The 20,945-nt window shown below is 66.0% G+C and carries 19 protein-coding genes; 16 read left to right on the top strand and 3 right to left on the bottom strand.

Translation table 11 applies throughout. The features are described 5' to 3' along the window. The first annotated feature begins 32 nt into the window (after positions 1 to 32). The 7 genes from KIH77_RS06120 (at position 33) to KIH77_RS06090 (ending at position 4,456) form a co-directional block, all read left to right on the top strand. Positions 33 to 788: a CpaE-like family protein gene (locus tag KIH77_RS06120; RefSeq protein WP_219100218.1), complete on the top strand. Its 756-nt coding sequence runs from the start codon at positions 33 to 35 to the stop codon at positions 786 to 788. Next, entirely contained in the window at positions 772 to 1,863 is a 1,092-nt protein-coding gene (locus KIH77_RS06115) for a TadA family conjugal transfer-associated ATPase (protein ID WP_219100217.1), read from the top strand. The genes KIH77_RS06120 and KIH77_RS06115 overlap by 17 nt, the downstream gene beginning before the upstream one ends. Next, complete coding sequence (locus KIH77_RS06110; protein ID WP_219100216.1) at positions 1,860 to 2,561, top strand: type II secretion system F family protein; 702 nt, start codon at positions 1,860 to 1,862, stop codon at positions 2,559 to 2,561. The genes KIH77_RS06115 and KIH77_RS06110 overlap by 4 nt, the downstream gene beginning before the upstream one ends. A gap of 19 nt (positions 2,562 to 2,580) precedes the next feature. Beyond that, positions 2,581 to 3,153: a type II secretion system F family protein gene (locus KIH77_RS06105; protein ID WP_219100215.1), complete on the top strand. Its 573-nt coding sequence runs from the start codon at positions 2,581 to 2,583 to the stop codon at positions 3,151 to 3,153. Between the two features lie 205 nt (positions 3,154 to 3,358). Further along, a complete protein-coding gene (locus KIH77_RS06100) occupies positions 3,359 to 3,631 on the top strand; it encodes a DUF4244 domain-containing protein (protein ID WP_372445369.1) in 273 nt (90 codons plus the stop codon). Between the two features lie 17 nt (positions 3,632 to 3,648). Next, a complete protein-coding gene (locus KIH77_RS06095; protein WP_236024516.1) occupies positions 3,649 to 4,083 on the top strand; it encodes a TadE/TadG family type IV pilus assembly protein in 435 nt (144 codons plus the stop codon). Next, positions 4,076 to 4,456 carry an Rv3654c family TadE-like protein gene (locus KIH77_RS06090; RefSeq protein ID WP_219100213.1) on the top strand — a complete coding sequence of 127 codons (381 nt, stop codon included), beginning with the start codon at positions 4,076 to 4,078 and terminating at the stop codon, positions 4,454 to 4,456. The genes KIH77_RS06095 and KIH77_RS06090 overlap by 8 nt, the downstream gene beginning before the upstream one ends. 101 nt (positions 4,457 to 4,557) lie before the next feature. Here KIH77_RS06090 and KIH77_RS06085 read toward each other — a convergent pair whose 3' ends face one another. Next, positions 4,558 to 5,490: a formate/nitrite transporter family protein gene (locus KIH77_RS06085; protein WP_219100212.1), complete on the bottom strand. Its 933-nt coding sequence runs from the start codon at positions 5,488 to 5,490 to the stop codon at positions 4,558 to 4,560. Positions 5,491 to 5,985: 495 nt separating this feature from the next. On the opposite strand from KIH77_RS06085, the gene KIH77_RS06080 reads away from it, so the two are divergent. The 6 genes from KIH77_RS06080 to KIH77_RS06055 all read left to right on the top strand — a co-directional run bounded on the left by KIH77_RS06080 (position 5,986) and on the right by KIH77_RS06055 (position 12,993). Beyond that, positions 5,986 to 8,547, top strand: coding sequence for a DNA polymerase III subunit gamma and tau (locus tag KIH77_RS06080; RefSeq protein ID WP_219100211.1), 2,562 nt, complete (start codon positions 5,986 to 5,988; stop codon positions 8,545 to 8,547). A 29-nt stretch (positions 8,548 to 8,576) separates the two neighbouring features. After that, a complete protein-coding gene (recR, locus tag KIH77_RS06075) occupies positions 8,577 to 9,179 on the top strand; it encodes a recombination mediator RecR (protein ID WP_219100210.1) in 603 nt (200 codons plus the stop codon). A gap of 253 nt (positions 9,180 to 9,432) precedes the next feature. After that, positions 9,433 to 10,197 (top strand): aspartate kinase, encoded by a 765-nt coding sequence (locus KIH77_RS06070; RefSeq protein WP_219100209.1) that lies wholly within the window; start codon positions 9,433 to 9,435, stop codon positions 10,195 to 10,197. Between the two features lie 62 nt (positions 10,198 to 10,259). Further along, entirely contained in the window at positions 10,260 to 10,823 is a 564-nt protein-coding gene (locus tag KIH77_RS06065) for an ACT domain-containing protein (protein ID WP_219100208.1), read from the top strand. Positions 10,824 to 10,882: 59 nt separating this feature from the next. After that, positions 10,883 to 11,953, top strand: coding sequence for an aspartate-semialdehyde dehydrogenase (locus tag KIH77_RS06060; RefSeq protein ID WP_219100207.1), 1,071 nt, complete (start codon positions 10,883 to 10,885; stop codon positions 11,951 to 11,953). Between the two features lie 413 nt (positions 11,954 to 12,366). Beyond that, positions 12,367 to 12,993: a DUF5701 family protein gene (locus tag KIH77_RS06055; protein ID WP_219100206.1), complete on the top strand. Its 627-nt coding sequence runs from the start codon at positions 12,367 to 12,369 to the stop codon at positions 12,991 to 12,993. Between the two features lie 137 nt (positions 12,994 to 13,130). Here the strand turns inward: KIH77_RS06055 and KIH77_RS06050 are convergent, their stop codons facing one another. Together KIH77_RS06050 and KIH77_RS06045 are read right to left on the bottom strand one after the other, a co-directional pair. After that, the gene (locus KIH77_RS06050; RefSeq protein ID WP_219100205.1) at positions 13,131 to 14,165 is read right to left on the bottom strand and encodes a hypothetical protein; all 1,035 of its coding nucleotides are present in this window, start codon (positions 14,163 to 14,165) and stop codon (positions 13,131 to 13,133) included. A gap of 119 nt (positions 14,166 to 14,284) precedes the next feature. Further along, positions 14,285 to 15,745, bottom strand: coding sequence for a PspC domain-containing protein (locus KIH77_RS06045; RefSeq protein ID WP_219100204.1), 1,461 nt, complete (start codon positions 15,743 to 15,745; stop codon positions 14,285 to 14,287). A gap of 234 nt (positions 15,746 to 15,979) precedes the next feature. On the opposite strand from KIH77_RS06045, the gene KIH77_RS10540 reads away from it, so the two are divergent. The 3 genes from KIH77_RS10540 (at position 15,980) to leuA (ending at position 20,281) form a co-directional block, all read left to right on the top strand. Next, positions 15,980 to 17,254, top strand: coding sequence for a sensor histidine kinase (locus KIH77_RS10540; protein ID WP_219100203.1), 1,275 nt, complete (start codon positions 15,980 to 15,982; stop codon positions 17,252 to 17,254). A 159-nt stretch (positions 17,255 to 17,413) separates the two neighbouring features. Next, entirely contained in the window at positions 17,414 to 18,124 is a 711-nt protein-coding gene (locus KIH77_RS06035) for a LuxR C-terminal-related transcriptional regulator (protein WP_219100202.1), read from the top strand. Between the two features lie 237 nt (positions 18,125 to 18,361). Next, the gene (gene leuA, locus KIH77_RS06030) at positions 18,362 to 20,281 is read left to right on the top strand and encodes a 2-isopropylmalate synthase (protein ID WP_219100201.1); all 1,920 of its coding nucleotides are present in this window, start codon (positions 18,362 to 18,364) and stop codon (positions 20,279 to 20,281) included. Positions 20,282 to 20,945: the final 664 nt, after the last annotated feature.

The following is a 20,945-nucleotide window of genomic DNA, read 5'->3' as shown; positions in this document are numbered from 1 at the left end:
GGCCGGGTTCCGGACGGATTGGCGGGCCGGGCATGGTGGTGTTCTCATCGGCGAGCGGTGGCATCGGCGTCAGCACGTTCGCGGCCATGTGCGCACGGACCCTGATGAAACGCGACCGGACATGTGTGGTCGTCGACATGGACTTCTCCGCGGGCGGAATCGATGTGCTGCTGGGGCAGGAATCCGAGGGAGGACTCCGCTGGAGCGGCGTCAGCGCGCCGCTGGGCAGGATCGAGCCCGAGTCGCTGCTGCATGAGCTTCCCCAATGGGAGGGGTTGCCCATGCTGGCCTCGGACCCTTGGAACGACGGTCACCCGGACTGGTGGGAGGTGGAGGCGGCCGTGGACGCGCTGACCCAATGCCGGGACGTCGTCATGGTGGACGCCGGCCATGCGACGGACTGGCGGAAGGTGCCCATCGCCCTGCACGTGATGCTGGTGGAGCTCAGCGTGCTCGGACTGGCGCGCGCCCGGGGAGCTTTGGCACGGATGAGGGACGCGGGCGCGCATGACGAGGAGGGCGCGGCCGTCATGCCGTCGGCGGATGCGCCGCTGCTGCTCGTTGGCGTCCGGCCGTTCGGGGCGGGCCGTGGCGGCGTGGTGACGGAACGCGACGCCAAGGACTATCTCAAGGTGCCTCTGGCCGGAGTGATACGGCGGAAAGGCAGTCTGGGCAAGGGACTGCTGGCCGGGCTGGGCATCTCCAGGATTCCTCGACGGTATCGCAGGCTGCTGGATGACATATGCGACCGGGTGGAGGAGAGGTGTTGCGATGGCCGCCGGCCTTGACGCCGGCGGCGGCCGACGCGCGACCGTGGTGTTCGGGCCGCTCGACGAAGTGCTGCGCGAGCCGGGCATCACCGACGTGGCGGTGACCTGCGAAGGACGCATATGGGTGGACCGCGGCGACGGCATGGAGGAGCGCGCCATGCCGATAGGGTTCCGCTCACCCCGCATCGTGCGCGACTACGCCGTGCAGCTGTGTGCCCAGCTTGGGCGCCGGCTCGACGATTCACGGCCGATAGCCGACGCCGCCACCCCGGATGGCATCCGTGTGCACGCCGTCATCGAGCCGTTGGTGGAGCAGGGAGCGGCGTTGTCCATCCGATTCCCGGACCGTGTGCCATCCGACCTGCCGACGCTGTGCGGCTCCGGCATGTTCCCCGAGACGTGGATGACGCTGCTCCGACGGCTGGTGGATGCACGGGCGACGATGCTCATCACCGGCGGCACCGGCACCGGCAAGACCACACTGCTCAAGGCGCTGCTCTCCGCGTGCGACGCCGGCGAACGCATCGTCAGCGTGGAGGAGATTCGCGAGCTCGGTGCTATCGACCACGGCAATCATGTGTCACTTGTGGCGCGGGAGGCGAACGTGGAGGGCGCCGGCGCCGTGGGACTGCCCGATCTGGTCAAGGCCACGCTGCGCATGAGGCCCGATCGTGTGGTGCTGGGGGAATGCCGTGGCGAGGAGATCGCGGACCTGTTGCGCGCGTTGAACTCCGGCCATCACGGCGGCATGGCCACGTTGCATGCCGATGGTGTGGACCGGGTGCCGGCCCGGCTGACCACGTTGGGTCTGCTGGCCGGGTTGCGCCCGGAGGCGTTGGCGATGCTGGCATGGGGTGCGTTCGATGCGGTGCTGCATCTGGAACGGCCGCACGGCATGCGCCGTCTGGCCCAGATCGGTGTGCTGGAGGTGGATGATGACGGCCGTCTGGTGGGGCGCGCGTTGTGTGAATGGGACGGTGTGGGGCCGGCGGCATACCATGCCGGATGGCCTGCGTTCGCCGAGCGGTGGGATGTGCCATTGGCCGGCGGGGGCGTCTCCCCGGCGCCCTGTCTGCCGGAGCGTCGCCGATGATGGCGGTGTTGGCCGCGGTGGCCTCGGGCCTGGCTGTGGGGTGTTCGCTATGGGATGTGACGTCGCCGTGGCGCAGACTGTGCGGCCTGGGCGACGTCGCCGTGCGGTCGGTGAGTCGCATGGGGTTGGCGGCCGCGCTGTCGTCGATGAGCGCGTTCATCCGCAATGGCGGCACCGCGTCCGGGGCGCTTGAGGAGCTTGCCGGCCGTCGGTTCGCCACGGCAGCCGTCACCGAGGAGCGTGCCGTGGAGGTGTTCGAGCATCGGCGCGGCGATGACGAGACCCCGGAGCAGGCCCGTCGCGTCGCCCGCGACGTGTTCGTGGCATGCCGGGTGAGTGAGCGGCTCGGATGCGAGACGGTGCGGTGCCTGTCTGCCGTCGCGTCATCGTATGCGCGCTCGCGGCTTGTGGAGGATCTGGAGGCGAAGGCGATGGCCATGCCCCGGTCCACGGTGAGGCTGCTGTCCGCGTTGCCGGCGGTGACCGTCCTGCTCGGCGAGATGCTGGGCGCCCGGCCGTTGGCGTTCCTGTTCGGCACCATGCCGGGGCTGTTGTGCCTGTCGCTGGGTGCGTTGTGCTATGCCGTGGGATTGGCGTGGGTGGGGGCGCTGATGCGTCGTCTGCACGACGATGTCGGCGGGCGCTCCGGCGGTGGAGCGGATGGTCGGTCGTCGCGGGGCGCTCGCGGGGCGTCATGATGCGGTAAGGGGGATTCGTATGGGAATGGTCTGGCAACTGCTGGCGGCCGGCATGGCCGGCATGGCGGCGTATCTGCATGTCGGAGGACATCGCGCCGTCGCGTTGGCGCGGTCGTCGTGCGATGGGGGCCCGTCGGTGCCGCTGCTGCTGGAGATGATCGCCGTGGCGGTGCGTCAGGGGGCGTCCATCCCCCGGGCATTGGAGGTCATCGGCGGCGTCCTGTGCGACGACGATGCGTCGGCCGCGCCGGATGATGACGTGTTGGGCGCGCATCTGATCGCCATCGCGGACGCGTTGAACCGTGGTGCGGACTGGGGCAACGCCTGGGGCGTGGTCGTGCCCGACAGTCGCCACCGCAGGGCGTTGGACACCATACGCGAGGCTTTGGCGCCATCGTGGAAGCATGGCATCTCGCCGCTGCTGCGCATCGAAACGACCATCGAGCAGATCGACAGGGACGAACGGCGCTCGATCGAGGAGAACGCCGCCAGACTGTCGGTGCGGGTGCTGGTGCCCATGGGGCTGTGCTTCCTGCCGGCGTTCATACTCATCGGAGTCGTCCCCTCCATCGTGTCGTTCGCCGGAGGGTGACGGAACCATCCGATGTGGATGGCCGTACGGTTATCCACAGTCTGGTTTTCCAAGCGGCAGTAGGGCTTATCCACGTTCGTCAACATTGTCGGAAAACCATGGGGAGGCGGCGCGGAATACGGCACACTGGAATCAGCTTCGAAGCCGGAACACACAGACCGATGCAAGAAAGGCGGACGATTGACCGCCGGAAAGGACGGACATGATGGAACGACTGCGATCAGACGGGCTGAATCATGGACCCGATATAAGCGGCCGGCCGGGAGACCTGACCCGGCGGGTGAGAACGACGATATGTCTCTGGGATGCGCGGCTGCGCACGTTGACCGCGGAACCGGAGAAAGGACTGGCCACGGCCGAATACGCCGTCGTCATGATCGCCGCGACCGGCTTCGCCGGACTGCTCGTGGCGATTCTGAAATCCGGAACCGTGAGGACGCTGCTGACCAATCTGGTCAAACAGGCCCTGAGCGTCTGACGCGAAAGGCAGGGACGATGACGAACGCCGCACGACGGGATGACATGGTACGCAATGGCATGGCGCGCAATGGCATCGCACGACGATGGCACCCGGTCCGACGCGGGCTGGCACGCTCGGACCGGGGGACCGTCACCGCGGAGTTCGCCGTGGTGCTGCCGACGGTGATGGTGGTCGCGTTGATGCTGTTCTCATCCGCACGGGCGGTGATCGTCAACATGAACTGTCAGGACGCCGCCCGTGCCGCCGCCAGGGAACTGGTCGTGGCCGGCGATGGGTCCGCCGACGTCGCCGGGGTCGTGGCTCGAATCGCAGGGAACGGCGCAAGTGCCACGACGACGGTGAATGGAGGCATGGTCATCGTGACGACGCGATGCCCCGTGCTGCCTGGGCCGTTGGGCGTGGTCCTGCCGGAAGGCAGGGGCGAGGCCGCGGGAATCCGGCATGAATAGCGTGGGATGCGGGGGCGTCGGCGCATGGATGCGTGCCGACAAGGGGTCCGGTACCGTCGTCGGCGTCGGACTGGTGATGGCCGCCGCCATGCTGCTGTCCACGATCCTGGCCGTGGGCAACGTGCTGTACTGCCGGTCCGTGGCGCAGACCGCGGCGGACCATGCGGCGCTCGCGGCGGCCACCGCGCTCTACGAATCCAGTGGCGACCCCTGTGCGGAGGGCGGCTCCACGGCGGCCGCCAACCGCGCCCGCCTGACCGGCTGCGCGATTACCGGCGAGGATGTGACGGTCACGGCCGCGGTGCCGACCCGTGTGCCGTTCGTCGTCGACGCCTCGGCGCGGGCCAGGGCCGGACCGAAGGACTGTGGCTGATGCGCCTGCGACGGGCCGCGACGCGTCGCCTCATCGTGCCGGGCTCGGCCGCGGTGCCACGGCATGGCCGGCCCCGTCGATGGATTGTCGTCTGGCTTCCGCTACTTGGCTGATGTGGCGGTGTCGTCGGCCGTCGCCGGGGCGTTGGCGCGTCGGGCGTTGACGAACCAGTAGGCGAGCGCCACGAAGATGGCGCCGCCGACGATGTTGCCCAGCGTGGCCGCCGAAAGGTTGTACAGGATGCCGGGCACGGTCACGGCCCCGGCTCCCGCAGCCGAGGCGCCGAAGCCCATGAGCTTGGCCGCGAGACCGACGGGAAGGAAGAACATGTTCGCCACACAGTGCTCGAAGCCCATGGCCACGAAGCCGGCGATGGGCAGCAGGATGCCGAGGACCTTGTCGCCGACGGAGCGTGCGGAGAAACCGATGCGCACGGCCAGGCAGACGAGGATGTTGCACAGGATGCCGCGGAAGAACAGCGTGACCCAGTCCGGGGTGATCTTCGAGGCGGCGGTGGCCACGGCGGTATTGCCTACGGCGCCGTCGTTGAGGCCCATGGTGCCGGCGAACACGATGAGCGTGACCAGCAGCAGGGCTCCGGCGAGGTTGCCGAACCAGACGATGACCCAGTTCTTGGCGAGCGCGCCCCAGCTGATCTTGCGGGCGGCGATGTCGGAGGCCATCAGCGAGTTGCCGGTGAACAGTTCGGCGCCGCAGCAGAGCACGAGCACGAGTCCCATGCAGAAGGCGAGGCCGCCGACGAACCGCTTCGGGCCCCAGGTCATGGCCGGGTCGCAGGTGACGATGAGGAAGAACAGTGCGCCGAAGCCGATGAACGCGCCGGCGAACATGGCGGAGACGAAGGCCTTGCCTCCGGTGAGATGCGTCTTGCCGACGCCGGCCTTCTCCACGGCCTCCTCGGTTTCCGCGGGGGTCAGGGCGTTGACGTTGATCTGCGGGGTGAGTATGGACTGCGTCGTCTTGATGGTCGGTGCGTTGTCGGCGTCGGTTGCTGGATTGCCGTTGTGCGGCATGGTGAGATCCCTTCTCTGGAGTCTTCGATGAACCGCACACCATATTCGCGCACACGGTTGACGCAGCCGCGCCTGTTCCCGTCGTTTGCCGACTCCGGCTTATGCGTCGGGCGGACCCTGCAAAGTAGTATGGTGACTTGCTGAGCCGTTAAGCAAACAGTCCGGTGGACTGTCTGTAGGCGATGCGAGCGCGATGCGTCGAGCGCGAGGCTTGGGCGAGATGGCATGGTGACTTGGTCCACCGTTGACAGTGGATTGGATTTAGGAAAGATTGGGTTTGCATTATGGCTTTGGCATTGTATAGGCGTTACCGCCCCGACACCTTCGACGGCGTCATAGGGCAGGACCAAGCTGAGCCGTTAGGCAGACAGTCCGGTGGACTGTCTGTAGGCGATGCGAGCGCGATTCATCGAGCGCGAGGCCTGGACGAGATGGCATGGTGACTTGGTCCACCGTTGACAGTGGATTGGATTTAGGAAAGATTGGGTTTGCATTATGGCTTTGGCATTGTATAGGCGTTACCGCCCCGACACCTTCGACGGCGTCATAGGGCAGGACCAAGTCACCATTCCTTTGTCCCGCGCCCTGGACGAGGGCAAGCTCACGCATGCCTATCTGTTCTCCGGGCCGCGAGGCTGCGGCAAGACCAGTTCGGCGCGCATCCTCGCCCGCTGCGTCAACTGCGCGAAGGGGCCGACCTCGCATCCGTGCGGCGAATGCGAATCCTGCAGGGACCTTGCCACCGGCGGCCCGGGCTCCATCGACGTGGTGGAGATTGACGCGGCCAGCCATAACGGCGTGGACGATGCCCGTGAATTGCGTGAACGCGCCGGCTTCGCGCCCGCGCGCGACCGCTACAAGATCTTCATCCTCGACGAGGCCCACATGGTTACGCAGCAGGGGTTCAATGCGCTGCTGAAGATCGTGGAGGAGCCGCCCGAGCATGTGATGTTCATCTTCGCCACCACCGAGCCGGAGAAGGTCATCGGCACCATCCGTTCTCGCACCCACCACTACCCGTTCCGTCTGGTGCCGCCCGAGGTCATGGGCCCGTATCTGGAGGAGATCTGCGGCAAGGAGGGCATCAAGCCGGAACCGGGCGTGCTCAGGCTCGCCATGCGCGCCGGTGGCGGATCCATGCGAGACACGCTGTCCGTGCTCGACCAGCTTATGGTCGGCGCCGTCGACAACGTCATCACCCATGATGCCGCCATCGCCCTGCTCGGCTTCACGCCGGATGCGCTGATCTCCGAAGCCGTGGACGCCGTGATCGACGCGGACGGCGAGAAGCTCTACGGCGTCGTGCAGAAGGTCGTGGTCGGTGGATTCGATCCGCGGCGGTTCGTCGAGGACCTGCTCTCGCGCGTGCGTGACCTGCTGGTGCTCACCATTGCCGGGGAACGTGCCGAATCCGTGCTCAGCGACGACGCCGAGGCCGAGGACATCGACGATCTGCGCCGTCAGTCCAAGGCCCTCGGTCTGGAGCGGCTGACGTCGATCGCCGACGTCATCAACTCGACGCTCGGCTCGATGAGCGGTGCCACGTCGCCGCGCATGCGGCTCGAATTGCTTGCCGCACGACTGCTGGTGCCGTTCCGGTCATCGCAGACGACCACTACGCCGGCCGCATCCGCGGAAACACCGGTGGCGCCTGCCGCCGCACCCCAACAGTCCGGTGCCGCGCGCGGAGGCTTCATCGGTCGTCGCCGCACGCAGCAGGCCCCGCAGCCCGGCGCCGAATCCCCCGCCGCATCCAAACCGGCTGCACCGGCGTCCGCGCACGCCCCGGTCGCTCCGGCCCCGGCCGCGCAGGCCCCGACGGAACAGCAGGCCCCGACGCAGGCTGACAAGACCACCCCGTCCCCGGACGCCGAACAACACCCGGCCGACGATACGCGAACCCCCGATGAGAAATGGGACGCCCTTGTCGCCGCCCTGCCGCAGGACGTGCGCCAATACGTGGACCGCACCAAGGTGCCGCGCGTCAAGCTCGCCCCGCATCCCAAGACCGGCAAGGTGTATCTGTGGATCAAATTCAACAAGCCGCTGGACAAATACGCCTTCGCGCTTGCCATGGCTGAGGAGAGCGTGGACGGTACCACCAAGGTGACGGACATCCTCCGCGCCGAGACCCGCAAGATGTTTGGCCCCACCGTGGGACTGGCTCCGACCAAGAAGATGGCGGACGGTCAGGAATCCGCGCCGTGGAAGAGCCTCAGCCCCCAGCAGCAACAGCAGATCAAGGCTCAGTTGCTGCAGGAACGGATGAGCGCCGCCGCGGTCTCCGGCACCGGGACCTCGGCCGCGTCACAGCCTCGCGAGCATGACGCCGCGACCGCCGACGCCTCTGCGGCGTCCGACGACGCTGACGTTCACCGGGTCGGCCGCGCCGCCGCCTCGCAGGCGCCAGCCCCGTTGCCCGACGACGACCCTTGGGCCGCACCCGCTCCCGCCACGACGCCGGAGAAATCCCCGTCATCCCCGGATGCTCCGTCCTCCCCGGCCGATGCGGCCATGCCGGCCGCGTCCGACGACCCCTGGGCCGTGTCCGCCCATCCGGCATCGTCGTATGAGGACCTGTCGCATACGGAGCCGCACCGTGGCACTCCCCAAGGCCAGACGCACACCAAACATGTGGCCGTCCCCGACCTGAGCGACGACACCGACCCCTGGGCCATGCCCACGGCCGGTGACGCCCCGCAGCAGGCCGCGACGGCTCCGCAGCAATCGTCCCCGGCCCAGCAGCCACCCGCACAGCCGCAGCAGATGCAGCACTTCCACCCGAACGCTCAGCGGACGGCCGCCGCCCCGCCCCGCCCGGCACCGGGAGGCCCCACGCCGGCGTCCGCCCCACAGCCCGCAGCACCCGCCGTGGACCCGGACGAGGACGAATACTCCATGACCGACGCCTCGCTCGGCTCCTCGAACGCCATGAGCCTTGATGCGCTCAAGCAGATGTTCGAGGTCAAGACCGTGGAGGACCTCGCCCCCGACGACCCAAGAAACCCGCGGAACATCGCCGCCAAGCGCAAGACCGACGCCGACGGCGACGAATGACGGCACGATAACCAACGGAAGGAACGACCATGGCATTGGCCTATGACGGCGCAATCCAGAACCTCATCGACGCATTCGCCAAACTGCCGGGCATCGGGCCGAAAGGCGCGCAGCGCATCGCCTTCTACCTGCTCGGCTCCGACGACCATGAGGCCCAGGAGCTCGCCGACGCCATCCAGGAGGTCAAGGCCAAGGTGCGGTTCTGCGAGATCTGCGGCAACGTGTGCGAGACCAGCCCCTGCTCCATTTGCGTGGACCCGCGCCGCGACCGCGGCATCATCTGCGTGGTCCAGGAGCCCAAGGACGTGATGAGCATCGAACGCACGCGGGAATTCCGCGGCCTCTACCACGTGCTCGGCGGCGCCATCAACCCCATGGCCAACGTCGGTCCCGCCGACCTGCGCATCCCCCAGCTGCTCAAACGCCTCGAATCCGGCGAGGTCACCGAGGTCATCATGGCGCTGAACCCCAACATCGAGGGCGAGGCCACCACCACCTACATCGCACGGCTGCTCGGCCCCCTGGACGTCAAGGTCACGCGGCTGGCCAGCGGACTGCCCGTCGGCGGCGATCTCGAATACGCCGACGAGGTCACGCTCGGCCGCGCGCTCGCCGGACGGCGCGAGGCATAGGCCCGGGCATCACCGACCCTCGTCGGGAAACGCCGTCGCCGTCGTATCGGGGTCCATCGGAATGCCGCATTAAACGATTGATGCGGTGCGTTTGACGCAACCGGTCATACGGTCCGCTCACAATGTGGAGAATCCAGTCGTCGATTCGTTACACAAGCCCTATAATCTTGCCGTTTGCGTACACTGTTGCGTACTTGTGCGCGCAGCGGCAACGGCCAGAACTGGCGCAGATTTTTCACGAGATTGGATTGACGTGGCACTTATCGTTCAGAAGTATGGCGGCTCGTCGGTAGCCGACACCGACTCGATCAAACGTGTGGCCAGGCGCATCATCGAAACCAAGAAGAAGGGCAACGATGTGGCGGTCGTGGTCTCGGCGATGGGAGACACCACCGACGATCTGATCGACCAGGCGCTCGACATCGACGCCAAGCCGCCGGAGCGCGAGATGGACATGCTCATGACCGCCGGCGAGCGCATCTCCATGAGCCTGCTCGCCATGGCCATCCACGCGCAGGGCGTGCGCGCCCACTCCTTCACCGGCCAGCAGGCCGGATTCCTCACCGACGCCCGCTACGGCGCCGCGCATATCCGCGCCGTCAAGCCGAAGCGCGTGGCCGAGGTGCTCAACCAGGGCGACGTCGCCATCGTGGCCGGATTCCAGGGCATCAACGTCAAGGGCGATGCCACCACGCTCGGTCGTGGCGGCTCCGACACCTCCGCCGTGGCATTGGCCGTGGCCCTCGGCGCCGACGTGTGCGAGATCTACACCGACGTCGACGGCGTGTTCACGGCCGATCCCCGCATCGTGCCGACAGCCCGGCGCATCCCCGCCATCTCCTATGAGGCGATTCTCGAAATGGCCGCCTGCGGCTCCAAGGTGCTGGCCCTGCGCTGCGTCGAATACGCGGAACGGTTCAAGATGCCGCTGCACGTGCGCAGCTCCTTCTCGCACCGTCCGGGCACGCTGATCCTGCCCGAGGGAGCCGATCCGCGCAGCATCCCGAACCTGCAGTGATCCACGGCGATCCGAACAATCCGTTAGCAAACACATCCGTACAACACGCGAAAGTAGTAATCATGACCAACGATAACCAGTCCATGGGCGACCTGTTCCCCGACCTCGGCCCCGAAGACCCGGTCGTCTCCGGCATCGCGCACGACAAGAGCGAAGCGCAGATCACGCTGCGCCGCATCCCCGACGTGCCCGGCGTGAGCGCCTCCGTGTTCACCAGCCTGGCCGAAGCCGGCGTGAACGTCGACATGATCGTGCAGGCCGCCGCCTCCACCGGCACTGCAGACATCTCCTTCACCGCCTCCGAATCCCAGCTGCGCCAGATCGAGCAGGTCCTTGACGAGAAGCGCGACGAGCTCAAGTACGAATCCGTCGACATCAACAAGGAAGTCGGCAAGGTCGCGCTCGTGGGCGTGGGCATGAAGACCCACTCCGGCATCGCCGCCACGTTCTTCCGCGCGCTGAGCGAGAAGAACATCAACGTGCTGATGATCTCCACCTCCGAGATCCGCATCTCCGCCATGGTGCCGCTCGCCGACCTCGAGGACGCCGTGCGCGCCATCCACACCAAGTTCAACCTCGACTCCGACCAGGTGGAGGCCGTGGTGTACGGCGGCACCGGCCGCTGATACGGCGACACGTCGCATAGGAATCGTGTAGGAACCAGTAGGGCAGAAGGGAACGAACCATGGTTCAGATCAATGACAAAGGTGTAAACGTAGCGGTGCTCGGCGCCACCGGCCAGGTCGGCATGGTGATGCGTCGCATCCTCGACGAGCGCGACTTCCCCGTGAAGGATCTGCGCTTCATGGCGTCCGCGCACTCCGCCGGCACCGTGCTCAACTGGCGCGGCCACGACATCGTGGTGGAGGACGTCGCCAAGGCCGACCTCTCCGGCATCGACATCGCCGTGTTCTCCGCCGGCGGCGGCACCTCCAAGGTGTGGGCCCCGAAGTTCGCCGAGGCCGGCGCCTACGTGATTGACAACTCCTCCCAGTGGCGTATGCACGACAACGTGCCGCTGGTCGTGGCCGAAGTCAACCCCGAGGACCTGGACGAGGTGCCGGACCGCATCATCGCCAACCCGAACTGCACCACCATGGCCTGCATGCCGGCCATGAAGGCCCTGTCCGACGCGTTCGGCCTCAAGCGACTGATCGTCAGCTCCTACCAGGCCGTCTCCGGCGCGGGCCGCGCCGGCGTGCTGCAGCTCATGAACGAGGCCAAGGCCGCCATCGACCAGGGCGCCGACAAGCTCGTGTTCGACGGTTCCGCCATCGACTTCCCCGAGCCCACCAAGGTCGTGCGCACCATCGCCTTCAACGCCGTGCCGTTCATCGGCGCCATCGTGGACGACGGCAGCGAGGAGACCGACGAGGAGCAGAAGCTGCGCAACGAGAGCCGCAAGATCCTGCACCTGCCGGAGCTCAAGGCCAGCTGCACCTGCGTGCGTATCGGCGTGTTCACCGCCCACGGCATGAGCATCAACGCCGAATTCGAGAAGGACGTCACCCCGGACGAGGCCCGCGCCGTGCTCGCCAAGGCCCCGGGCGTCGTGCTCGACGACATCCCCACGCCGCAGCTCGCCGCCGGCAAGGACCCGAGCTTCGTCGGCCGCATCCGCCAGGATCAGGCCGTCGACGGCAAGAAGGGCCTGTCGATGTTCATCACCAACGACAACCTGCGCAAGGGCGCCGCCCTCAACGCCATCGAACTCGCCGAGGTCGTCGCGAAGAAGCACTTCGCAGATCAAATCTGATCTGCGAACGATTAGCACTGTGCCAATCAGCTGTGATCAGCTGTCCTCTGTCATCCTGAGCGGAGGCCGTCAGGCCGTAGTCGAAGGATCTTGAACTCGCCATTGTGCGGGAAAGATCCTTCGACTCGCTGCGCTCGCTCAGGATGACAAAAGGTATGGCTCGCTCAGGATGACAATATGGCTCACTCAAGGCGACGGCAGACAGGGCTGCGTTCGCTCAGGATGACACAGAAGACGCCGTTCGCTCAGGATTACGGCAGAGACGCCGCTCGCTCGGGGTGGTCGGTTGCCGCATTCAGCCATCCGACCACCCCCAGTCTCGGCTTCGCCGAGCCAGCCCCCGCCGGCGGGGGCCCTCACTCAGGATGACGGCAGATGCCACATATGTCACTATCGCTGGGGATACTGTAGACATGTCTGAAGCATCTGTCGAAGCGCAAAAGCAGCTGGATCGCATCGTGGCCCTCGGCTACCCCGACGTGGCCGACATGACGGCGGCCGCGTTCCGTTCGCTGGCAACGCCGATCATCAACGCGTTGTCGAAAAGCGACCTCGGCGCCAACATCCTGCTCGTCCCCACGCGCGAGCTGGTCTCCCCGGAATCACTGATCGCGCGAACCAGCATCAACCGCATGGCGGGCTTCACCACCATGCCGCCGCGCGACATCGCCAGCTTCATGCCGCAGGACGGTTTCGAACCGCCGGAAGGCCCGTTCTACATCGTCGTGGACCCGCACACCGGCACCAAATACACGAACCGTGAGCCCGACATCGCCCGCAAGCTCGTCGAATCCGACGGCCGTCTGCCGCTGACCCTCGAGGAGGGCCTCGCCATCGCCACCCAGCATCCCGACTGGCTCGTGCACAAGAACGGGTTCAACCTGCTCGGCTCGCGCAGCAACGACGGACGCGTCCCCAGCATCTGGATGAGCCAGAACGCGCCACGTCTCGGCGCCGTATGGCCGACGAGCAAGCACACATGGCTGGGCAACGCATACTGCATGTCACGTCTCGGCGTCTCGCTGTTCCACTACCAGTGACCGGATGCCGATATTCGTATCGGCATCCGATTCATCGTCCGATTCAATACGACATCCGGTCATTCGTGAGCCACCATGGCGTTCACGAATGACCGGATGTCGTCGTATGCGTTGATGCAGACCGCATCCGTCGCGTACTACGCCTTCCGCGGTCCCGCCGCGCCGTCGGCCGCATTCGTCGCTTTCCTGCGACGAATGGCCGAGGCCACGCCGCCGATGACCAGCGCCAGACCAATCACCACGAGCGCCGCGATGGCCAGCATCGTCCAGACGGTCGGCGACATCGTGAAACCGAACAGCCACGTGCTGGCCAGCCCGCCGAACGCGAACAGCGCGAGCAGTGTGCCCCACACGACGGTCGCCGTGCTCGGTCCCTTCTTGTACTCCACACGAGGCGTATACGGCGCGCTCGGATTGCCGGCGTACTGGTTCCAGCCGGGATAGTTCACGTACTGCGGCCCGGCCGTGGCCTGTGCCGTCTCGCCCGATCCCGGGTACCCGTTGCGTTGCGCCTCATCGGCATAGCCCTGCGCGGCCGCCGCCTGCTGCCGCCACGCCGCCTGCGGCCCGGACGCGGGCCCGCCGGTCGCACCGGTGCCGGTGTTCGCATCATCGGAAGCCTGACCGGTGCCGGCGAGATTCACCGCCGGCTTGCCGATCATCGGCTGCGTCGGCAGGTCATCGTTTCCGCCGGATGCGGCGGCAGCGTCCGTCGTACGGTTGCCGTCCGTCGTGTTGTTGTCGTTCGTCGCGGCATCATCGGATTCCGATTCCGGCTGTGCCACGCTGGCAAGTTGGACATCCAACGGTTCCGTGGTGCTGATACGTTCGTTGATCGTCGTGTCGATGATCGGCGTCGGGGCGATTGGTTTCGTCAAGGTCTGCTCCGACGCCGTCCGTTCCGTCACCGCCGAATCCGTCGCAATCGCCTGCGTCTCGGCGACCGGAGGCATCGCCTCCGTGTCGGCCGACTGCGCGCGGACACGGTCCAGGTCGATCGCCTGCGTCGGCGCCTCCGACGCCGCGCGACGATCGACCGTCGCCGGGAACGTCTGTGTCGTCGCGCCGCTGGCCAGTGTCGTCGCGCCGCTGGCAGATGGCGTCGTGTCGGCGGCGGACGCGGCGGCGTTCGCCGTGACGTCGCCGCCGTCATCCGACTGTTTGATGATCATCGTCGGTTCATTGGAAAATCCACGGGGAAAACGCTGCATGGTCATGATGGTCTCGATTCATGATTGATGATTCGTCGGTATTTCGTAATATCGGAATTCGTACGGTCCGGTTCATGGAGTCAGTATTCGTACGGATCGGTGTAGGCGTCGTTCGAAGCCGATTCCGTGTTGGTGACGCTGACGCTGGAGAACGCGGCGTCGCCGACCAGCACCAGATCGTTGCTGACGTCCGACGCGCCCGACACGTTGTATGTGCTGGCGGTGCCGAACATCAGGTTCATGTTCGAGCGGGCCTGGCAGTTGTTCGGTATGATGACGCGCACCGTGCTCGACATCGCGTCGATGGGGAAGTCTCCGGCCGGGCAGTCCGACGACTCGGGGTAGACGGTGCGCCAATCCGACAGGTCGACGGTCACATTCGACGACACCGCCTGCAGGCCATTGCTGCGCAGCTGGTAGAAATCCGACGACGAATAGTGCGCGGTCGTACGGATCGCCGACTCGCCGTACCGTCCACTCACATGGTTCGCCACGGCGGTGTACGCCGGCATCGCTCCGTACGCGCACATCGAAGCGATCAGCGCGAGGATGGTGATGGGAATCAGGCCGCCCGACTTACGTCCGGAGAAGCCGACGATGATGGTGACGATGCCGAGTACGAACGTGGCGCCGAGGATCCACAGGCAGATCATCATCACCGGCGACGGCATGTCGGCGAAGCCGCCGAAGAACAGGAACCACAGCAATGCGGCCAGCGACAGGATCAGTAGTCCCGAGGTCACGCCGACCACGACCGGGCCGGCCGGCTTGCGACGGTATACGACCGGCGGCACCGGCCGCATCGCAGGGGCGGGACGGAACTGCGGGGCGGGCGATTGCGGCGCCGTGAACGGCTGCCGGGGGGCGCCGGATGGTCCGACGCCGGCGGGAGAGGCATTGGCATACGTGGCATATGGCTTCTGCGCCTTGGGCATGGCGGCTCCTGTCGTATTCGTGGCCCGGGAGTTGCCGCCGGCCCATCCGTTCCCCGCCGTCCCGTTCCTGCTTTTGTCGCGGTTGTACAGCACAGCGGCCACGATGACGAGGATGATGAACACGGGGATGGAGATGAACGGTATGGCGAACAGACTGCCGGGGCAGCCGATGATCATCATCACGATGGCGATCCAGAACGACGCCGGGAACTTCGCGCCGACCAGCGCCTCCTCCAGAAGAATCGTGCCGTCGCGTTCGTCCGGCAGCAGCAGCCAGGCCAGGCCGTAGAGCAGTGCGCCGAACCCGGCCGCGCAGAAGAACGCGAACCAGATGATGCGGATGATGATGGGATCCCAGCCAAGACGGCCGGCGATGGCGCCGGAGACGCCGCCGAGCCAGCGCTCGGAGCTGCGGTTGAAGCCCAGCGTGCGGATCCAGCTGAAGAACCCGCCGCCGAGCGGACGGTCGGGACGGTAGCCGTTGTTCGGGCCGGTGCCGGTGCCGTCTGGGCCTGCGCCGTTCGGGCCGGCGCCCATGTTCGGCTGCTGGGGCTGGTACGGCGGCGCCTTCGGACCGCCGGAAGGCTGCTGATTATAGGAGGTCATCTCGTTTCCAATCTCTTCGGATGGCGCTTCGCATGGCAATCGATTACGTCGTTGGTTCCATTCCACCGCAAAACCACATCCACGGCTATGGGGGAACACCCTGAACGTTCCCTGATTCAGGGGAGGAAACCCCGAAACGACGTCGGCGGGCGATGCGCGGATTGTTAGAGTTGGGGGAAGACCGTAGGCCGTAGTCGAAGGATCCCGTACCCGGTAAGGAGAGCTGACAGCGTCATGGATGAGCCCGTCCGGACCAACCGTTCCACAAAGGAAAACGGTGTAGGAGGCCCCGCCGCGCCCGAGCCCTCCTACGATTCGCCGCTGCGTCGCACCACGCTGAGTTCGCTGGTGGACGCCGCGAGCCGTTTGCGTGAATCCCAGCGCAACGTCAGGCCGGCGACCGTCGGCGTGGTAACGGCGTTGGTGGGCGTGCTCGCCGTTGGGCTGGCGGTCTGGGGCGTGATGGCGGGGCTCCCGGACCGTGTCGTGGTGGGGCTGGCCATGGTGTTCATCGGCGTGACCATCGGGTGGGCGCAAATGAGCTTCGTCATGGACGACCAGCTGCATCCGGAGACGCATACCAGCCGCATCACCATCGTCGTGACGGTGGCCAGCATGGTGACGACCATCGCCGGGGTGCTGGTCATGTTCAGCACGGTGCTGCATCTGGTGGCGCTGATCCAGGGTGCGGCGGCCGGGCTGGTCATGATCGTCGCGATCGGCGTGATCATCGCGCCATGGTGGATCAACCTGGTCTCCGACCTGGGGATGCAGCGGGCACGCACCGCCCGCGAGGAACTGCGCGCCGACATCGCCTCCCGGCTCCACGACTCCGTGCTGCAGACGCTGGCGCTGATCCAGATGCAATCCGGGGACGCCACCAAGGTGGCGGCGCTCGCGCGCGCCCAGGAGCGTGAACTGCGCGAATGGCTGTACGGCGACCCGGAGGCGGCGGCCTCCTCGATGGGCATGACCGGGCGCCCTGCGGGAGCGTGCGGGCCGGCGCCGACGGGCGTGGCGGCGATGGGACCGTCGGCCGTGGCGGGTCAGGGATCTGCGGGCCAGACCGTATCCGCCGGTTCGCCGATGGCAGGACCCGGCGTCGTGCCGCCTCCCGACGCCCAGGAGCCGTTGTCGCGCGTGGTCAAACGTGCGGCAGCCGGCGTGGAGGACGCAATGGAGAAACCCATCGAGGTGGTCGTGGTGGGGGAGTGCGCCTACACGCCGAATCTGGAGGCGTTGCTGTATGCGACCGTCGAGGCCATGAACAACGCGGCCAAACACGGTGCCGCGCCGATCTCCGTGTATATGGAGGCCGGTGGCGGACGCGTGCAGGTGTTCGTGCGCGACCATGGCGGTGGATTCGACGTGAACCGTCTGCCGGCCGGGCATCTCGGCGTGAAGGAGTCGATTCTCGGCCGCATGAAGCGTTCCGGCGGCACCGCGGAAATCGTCTCCCGCCCCGGCTGGGGCACCGAGGTGCGGCTCACCCAGCCGTTGAGAAGCTGAATGGGCGAGTTGTGGGTGTTTCTATTTGGCGAAACAGTGGTTCGGCGATGTGAAAACGTTGAAATTCCGTAGGCGTGAACGCTCGGATCGGAAAACAAACACCCACAACTCGAGGTTCGGCCATCATGGCCATAATGGGAGCGGAAAGGAGTGGCGACGATGGGCAGGAAGATACGTATCGGCGTGGTCGACGACCATGACCTGTTCCGTGCGGGCGTGATCTCGGCGATCACGGCATCGGCCGACGACATCGAAATTGTGGGGCAGGCCGGCGACGTGGAGTCGTCGGTGCGGATGATCGCCGAAACCAAGCCGGATGTGGTGCTGCTCGACGTGCACGTGCCCGGCGGCGAGGGTGGCGGCGGTTCGGAGATCATCCTGCGCAGCGTGCCGCATGCGCCGCGCACGTTGTATCTGGCGCTGTCGGTCTCCGACGCGCCGGCGGACGTGGGCGCGGTGATCCGCGCCGGCGCCCGCGGCTACGTGACCAAGACCATCACCGCCGACGACCTCATCGCCTCCATCCGCCAGGTGGCGGAGGGCTATGCGGTGTTCAGCCCGAAACTGGCGGGATTCGTGCTCAACGCGCTCGGCCCCGGCCAGCCGCAGTCGACGGCGTCGCAGGCCGCAGCACCGTCCCCCGACCTCGACGGCGACCTGGACGACGACATCGACATCGACGTGCTCAGCCCCCGCGAGCAGGAGGTCATGCGGCTCATAGCCCGCGGCTACTCCTACAAGGAGGTCGCCGCCGAACTGTTCATCTCCATCAAGACCGTCGAGACCCACGTCTCCAAGGTGCTGCGCAAGCTCCAGCTCTCCAACCGCGGCGAGCTCACCCGCTGGGCCGCCCACCGTCGCATCGTGTAGGCGCGCGTCGGATGCCTCGGTATTCGATTCGATGATTCGTCGCCGTCGCCGTCGTCGCGGGACGAATCGGCGGGAAGGCCGCGTATTCACCGATTCGTCCCGCCCACACGGTGTTTCTGTTGTCGCCGGCTTGTAGACTGGGGAAGTTGGCGGCAGCCGGCCGAATCTGCCGACTGGGCCGCCGAATGGAAAACGGCAGCGCAACCGGCGCTGCATTATACGGAAAAGGAGGAAGTTATGGGCCAGGATCATAACCCCGACGTTGAATCGGTATTCGATCTTGCGGCTGCTGCGGCGGCATCCAACGGAGGGAACAACGACCCGCTGCTGCCTCCCGCGCGATTCATCGGCACCCCGCAGAAGCCGAGCAGGATGCCGTACAACAAGTACGCGTCCTACGAACTCCAGGTGCCGTTCAGCTTCCCTGAACGCACGTGGCCGGACAAGACCTTCAAGCGTGCGCCGCGCTGGTGCTCCGTCGACCTTCGCGACGGCAACCAGGCGCTCGTCAACCCGATGGACTCCGAACGCAAGCTGCGCTTCTGGAACCTCCTCGTCTCCATGGGATACAAGGAGATCGAGGTCGGCTTCCCGTCCGCGTCGGAGACCGACTTCGACTTCATCCGCATGCTCATCGAACGTGAGCTCATCCCCGACGACGTGACCATCGTGGTGCTCACCCAGTGCCGCGAGCACCTGATCCGCCGCACCTACGAGGCGCTCAAGGGCGCCAAGCGCGCCATCGTGCACTTCTACAACTCCGTCTCCGTGCTGCAGCGCGAGGTCGTGTTCCGCAAGAACCGTGCGGAGATCAAGAAGCTCGCCACCGACGCCGCCGAACTGTGCAAGCGTCTCGAAGGCGAGGCCGAGGGCATCGACCTCTACTACGAGTACTCGCCGGAATCGTTCACCGGCACCGAGCCGGAGTACGCCGTCGAGGTGTGCAACGCCGTCATCGACGTCATCAAGCCGACGCCCGAGCACCCGATGATCATCAACCTGCCGGCCACGGTCGAGATGACCACGCCGAACGTGTTCGCCGACGAAGTGGAGTACGTCTCCACCCACCTCAAGGACCGCGACGCCATCGTGCTCTCCCTGCACCCGCACAACGACGAGGGCATGGGCGTGGCCGCCACCGAGCTGGGCGTGCTCGCCGGCGCCGACCGCGTCGAGGGCTGCCTGCTGGGCAACGGCGAGCGCACCGGCAACGTCGACCTCGTCACGCTCGGCCTGAACCTGCTCACGCAGGGCGTCGACCCGCAGATCGACTTCTCCAACGTGCCGGAGATTCGCAAGACGGTCGAATACTGCAACCAGATCAAGATCTCCGAGCGTCATCCGTACGCGGGCAACTTCGTGTTCACCGCGTTCTCCGGCTCGCATCAGGACGCCATCAAGAAGGGCCTCGAGGCCCGTCAGATGGCCGCCGACCGTGCCGGCGCCGACCTGAAGAACTTCGTGTGGCTGGTGCCGTACCTGCCCATCGACCCGAAGGACATCGGCCGCTCGTACGAGGCCATCATCCGTGTGAACTCCCAGTCCGGAAAGGGCGGCATGGCCTACCTGCTCAAGACCAACCACAACCTCGACCTGCCGAAGCGCCTTCAGGTGGAGTTCGACAAGATCGTGCAGAAGTACGCCGACGACACCAAGAAGGAAGTCAAGGATGAGGACATCTGGCGCCTCTTCAAGGACGAGTACCTTCCGGTCGAGTCCGGCGGCAAGACCGCTGCCGGTCATGTCGTGGGTGACACCACCGATGCGACGCTGAAGCAGTGGGGCCGTCTCAAGCTCCTCAAGGTCTCCGTCTCCTCCGGCGAGGACGGCTCCGACACCGTGCTCAAGGCCACGGTGCTCGACCGTGGTGCCGACAAGACGGCCGAGCCGGTCGAACGCCAGCTTTCCGGCGTGGGCAACGGTCCGATCGCCGCGTTCCTCAACGCCATCGGCGCGCTCGGCATCAACGTGTCGGTCATGGATTACGTCGAGCACGCCATGACCGCCGGCACCGACGCCATGGCCGCCTCCTACGTGGAGTGCGAGATCGGTGACGCGCCCGAATCCCAGGTGATTTGGGGCGTCGGCATCGATTCGTCCATCACGACGAGCTCGCTGAAGGCCATCATCTCGGCCATCAACCGTTCCGAGCGTTGAGCCGAGCCGAACGGCACCGGTAGACCACTAGCCGTATAGAGGCCGATACAGCTGAGAGGGGTCGGACCATTTCCATTTCGAGGAAGTGGTCCGACCCCTCTCGTCGTAAACAGGCAGGTCATTTACATCAGGTCATTGGATTTGTGGGTCCGTCCGTTCAAGTGGGAGCCGGTCTGTGGGTCTAACCAATCAGATGGAATCGGTTTTGTGGGTCTATTAATCGGTTTTGTGGGTCCAACCCGTTGCCTGACCGGTTTTGTGGGTCTATCTGGTCAAATGGAATCGGTTTTGTAGGCCTAGCCAATCAGGTGGAATCGGTTCTGTGGGTCTAGACCGTTACTTTGTGGGTCCAACCTATCGTCCGACCGGTTTTGTGGGTCCAGCCCATTCATTAACCGTGGGCCTAATCGTTCATAAAGAGGTTTGTGGGTCTACAGCATACACAGGGACCATCAAAACCGGTTCCTCACGTATGTCATAGACCCACAAACCTATCGGGACGACCTTCCAAGCCCACAAACTCCATGCTGGCGACCTGCCAGACCCACAAAACCGGATGATTGCCGGATTTGTGGGTCCGTCCGTTCAAGTGGGAGCCGGTCTGTGGGTCTAGGCCGTTATCCGGCCGGGTTTACAGCGGACCCAAACCCATCAGTGGGTCCAG

It is taken from the genome of Bifidobacterium pluvialisilvae, from assembly GCF_019331695.1.
GTDB classification, from domain to species: Bacteria; Actinomycetota; Actinomycetes; order Actinomycetales; family Bifidobacteriaceae; genus Galliscardovia; species Galliscardovia pluvialisilvae.
This window is presented reverse-complemented; position numbering and strand designations above follow the sequence as displayed.

What these genes read in the sequence shown, in the direction of transcription:
- KIH77_RS06120 (WP_219100218.1), top strand. Translation starts at nt 33, where the DNA reads ATGGTGGTGTTCTCATCGGCGAGCGGTGGCATCGGCGTCAGCACGTTC.
- KIH77_RS06115 (WP_219100217.1), top strand. Translation starts at nt 772, where the DNA reads ATGGCCGCCGGCCTTGACGCCGGCGGCGGCCGACGCGCGACCGTGGTG.
- KIH77_RS06110 (WP_219100216.1), top strand. Translation starts at nt 1,860, where the DNA reads ATGATGGCGGTGTTGGCCGCGGTGGCCTCGGGCCTGGCTGTGGGGTGT.
- KIH77_RS06105 (WP_219100215.1), top strand. Translation starts at nt 2,581, where the DNA reads ATGGGAATGGTCTGGCAACTGCTGGCGGCCGGCATGGCCGGCATGGCG.
- KIH77_RS06100 (WP_372445369.1), top strand. Translation starts at nt 3,359, where the DNA reads ATGGAACGACTGCGATCAGACGGGCTGAATCATGGACCCGATATAAGC.
- KIH77_RS06095 (WP_236024516.1), top strand. Translation starts at nt 3,649, where the DNA reads ATGACGAACGCCGCACGACGGGATGACATGGTACGCAATGGCATGGCG.
- KIH77_RS06090 (WP_219100213.1), top strand. Translation starts at nt 4,076, where the DNA reads ATGAATAGCGTGGGATGCGGGGGCGTCGGCGCATGGATGCGTGCCGAC.
- KIH77_RS06085 (WP_219100212.1), bottom strand. Translation starts at nt 5,490, where the DNA reads ATGCCGCACAACGGCAATCCAGCAACCGACGCCGACAACGCACCGACC.
- KIH77_RS06080 (WP_219100211.1), top strand. Translation starts at nt 5,986, where the DNA reads ATGGCTTTGGCATTGTATAGGCGTTACCGCCCCGACACCTTCGACGGC.
- recR (WP_219100210.1), top strand. Translation starts at nt 8,577, where the DNA reads ATGGCATTGGCCTATGACGGCGCAATCCAGAACCTCATCGACGCATTC.
- KIH77_RS06065 (WP_219100208.1), top strand. Translation starts at nt 10,260, where the DNA reads ATGACCAACGATAACCAGTCCATGGGCGACCTGTTCCCCGACCTCGGC.
- KIH77_RS06060 (WP_219100207.1), top strand. Translation starts at nt 10,883, where the DNA reads ATGGTTCAGATCAATGACAAAGGTGTAAACGTAGCGGTGCTCGGCGCC.
- KIH77_RS06055 (WP_219100206.1), top strand. Translation starts at nt 12,367, where the DNA reads ATGTCTGAAGCATCTGTCGAAGCGCAAAAGCAGCTGGATCGCATCGTG.
- KIH77_RS06050 (WP_219100205.1), bottom strand. Translation starts at nt 14,165, where the DNA reads ATGATCATCAAACAGTCGGATGACGGCGGCGACGTCACGGCGAACGCC.
- KIH77_RS06045 (WP_219100204.1), bottom strand. Translation starts at nt 15,745, where the DNA reads ATGACCTCCTATAATCAGCAGCCTTCCGGCGGTCCGAAGGCGCCGCCG.
- KIH77_RS10540 (WP_219100203.1), top strand. Translation starts at nt 15,980, where the DNA reads ATGGATGAGCCCGTCCGGACCAACCGTTCCACAAAGGAAAACGGTGTA.
- KIH77_RS06035 (WP_219100202.1), top strand. Translation starts at nt 17,414, where the DNA reads ATGGGCAGGAAGATACGTATCGGCGTGGTCGACGACCATGACCTGTTC.
- leuA (WP_219100201.1), top strand. Translation starts at nt 18,362, where the DNA reads ATGGGCCAGGATCATAACCCCGACGTTGAATCGGTATTCGATCTTGCG.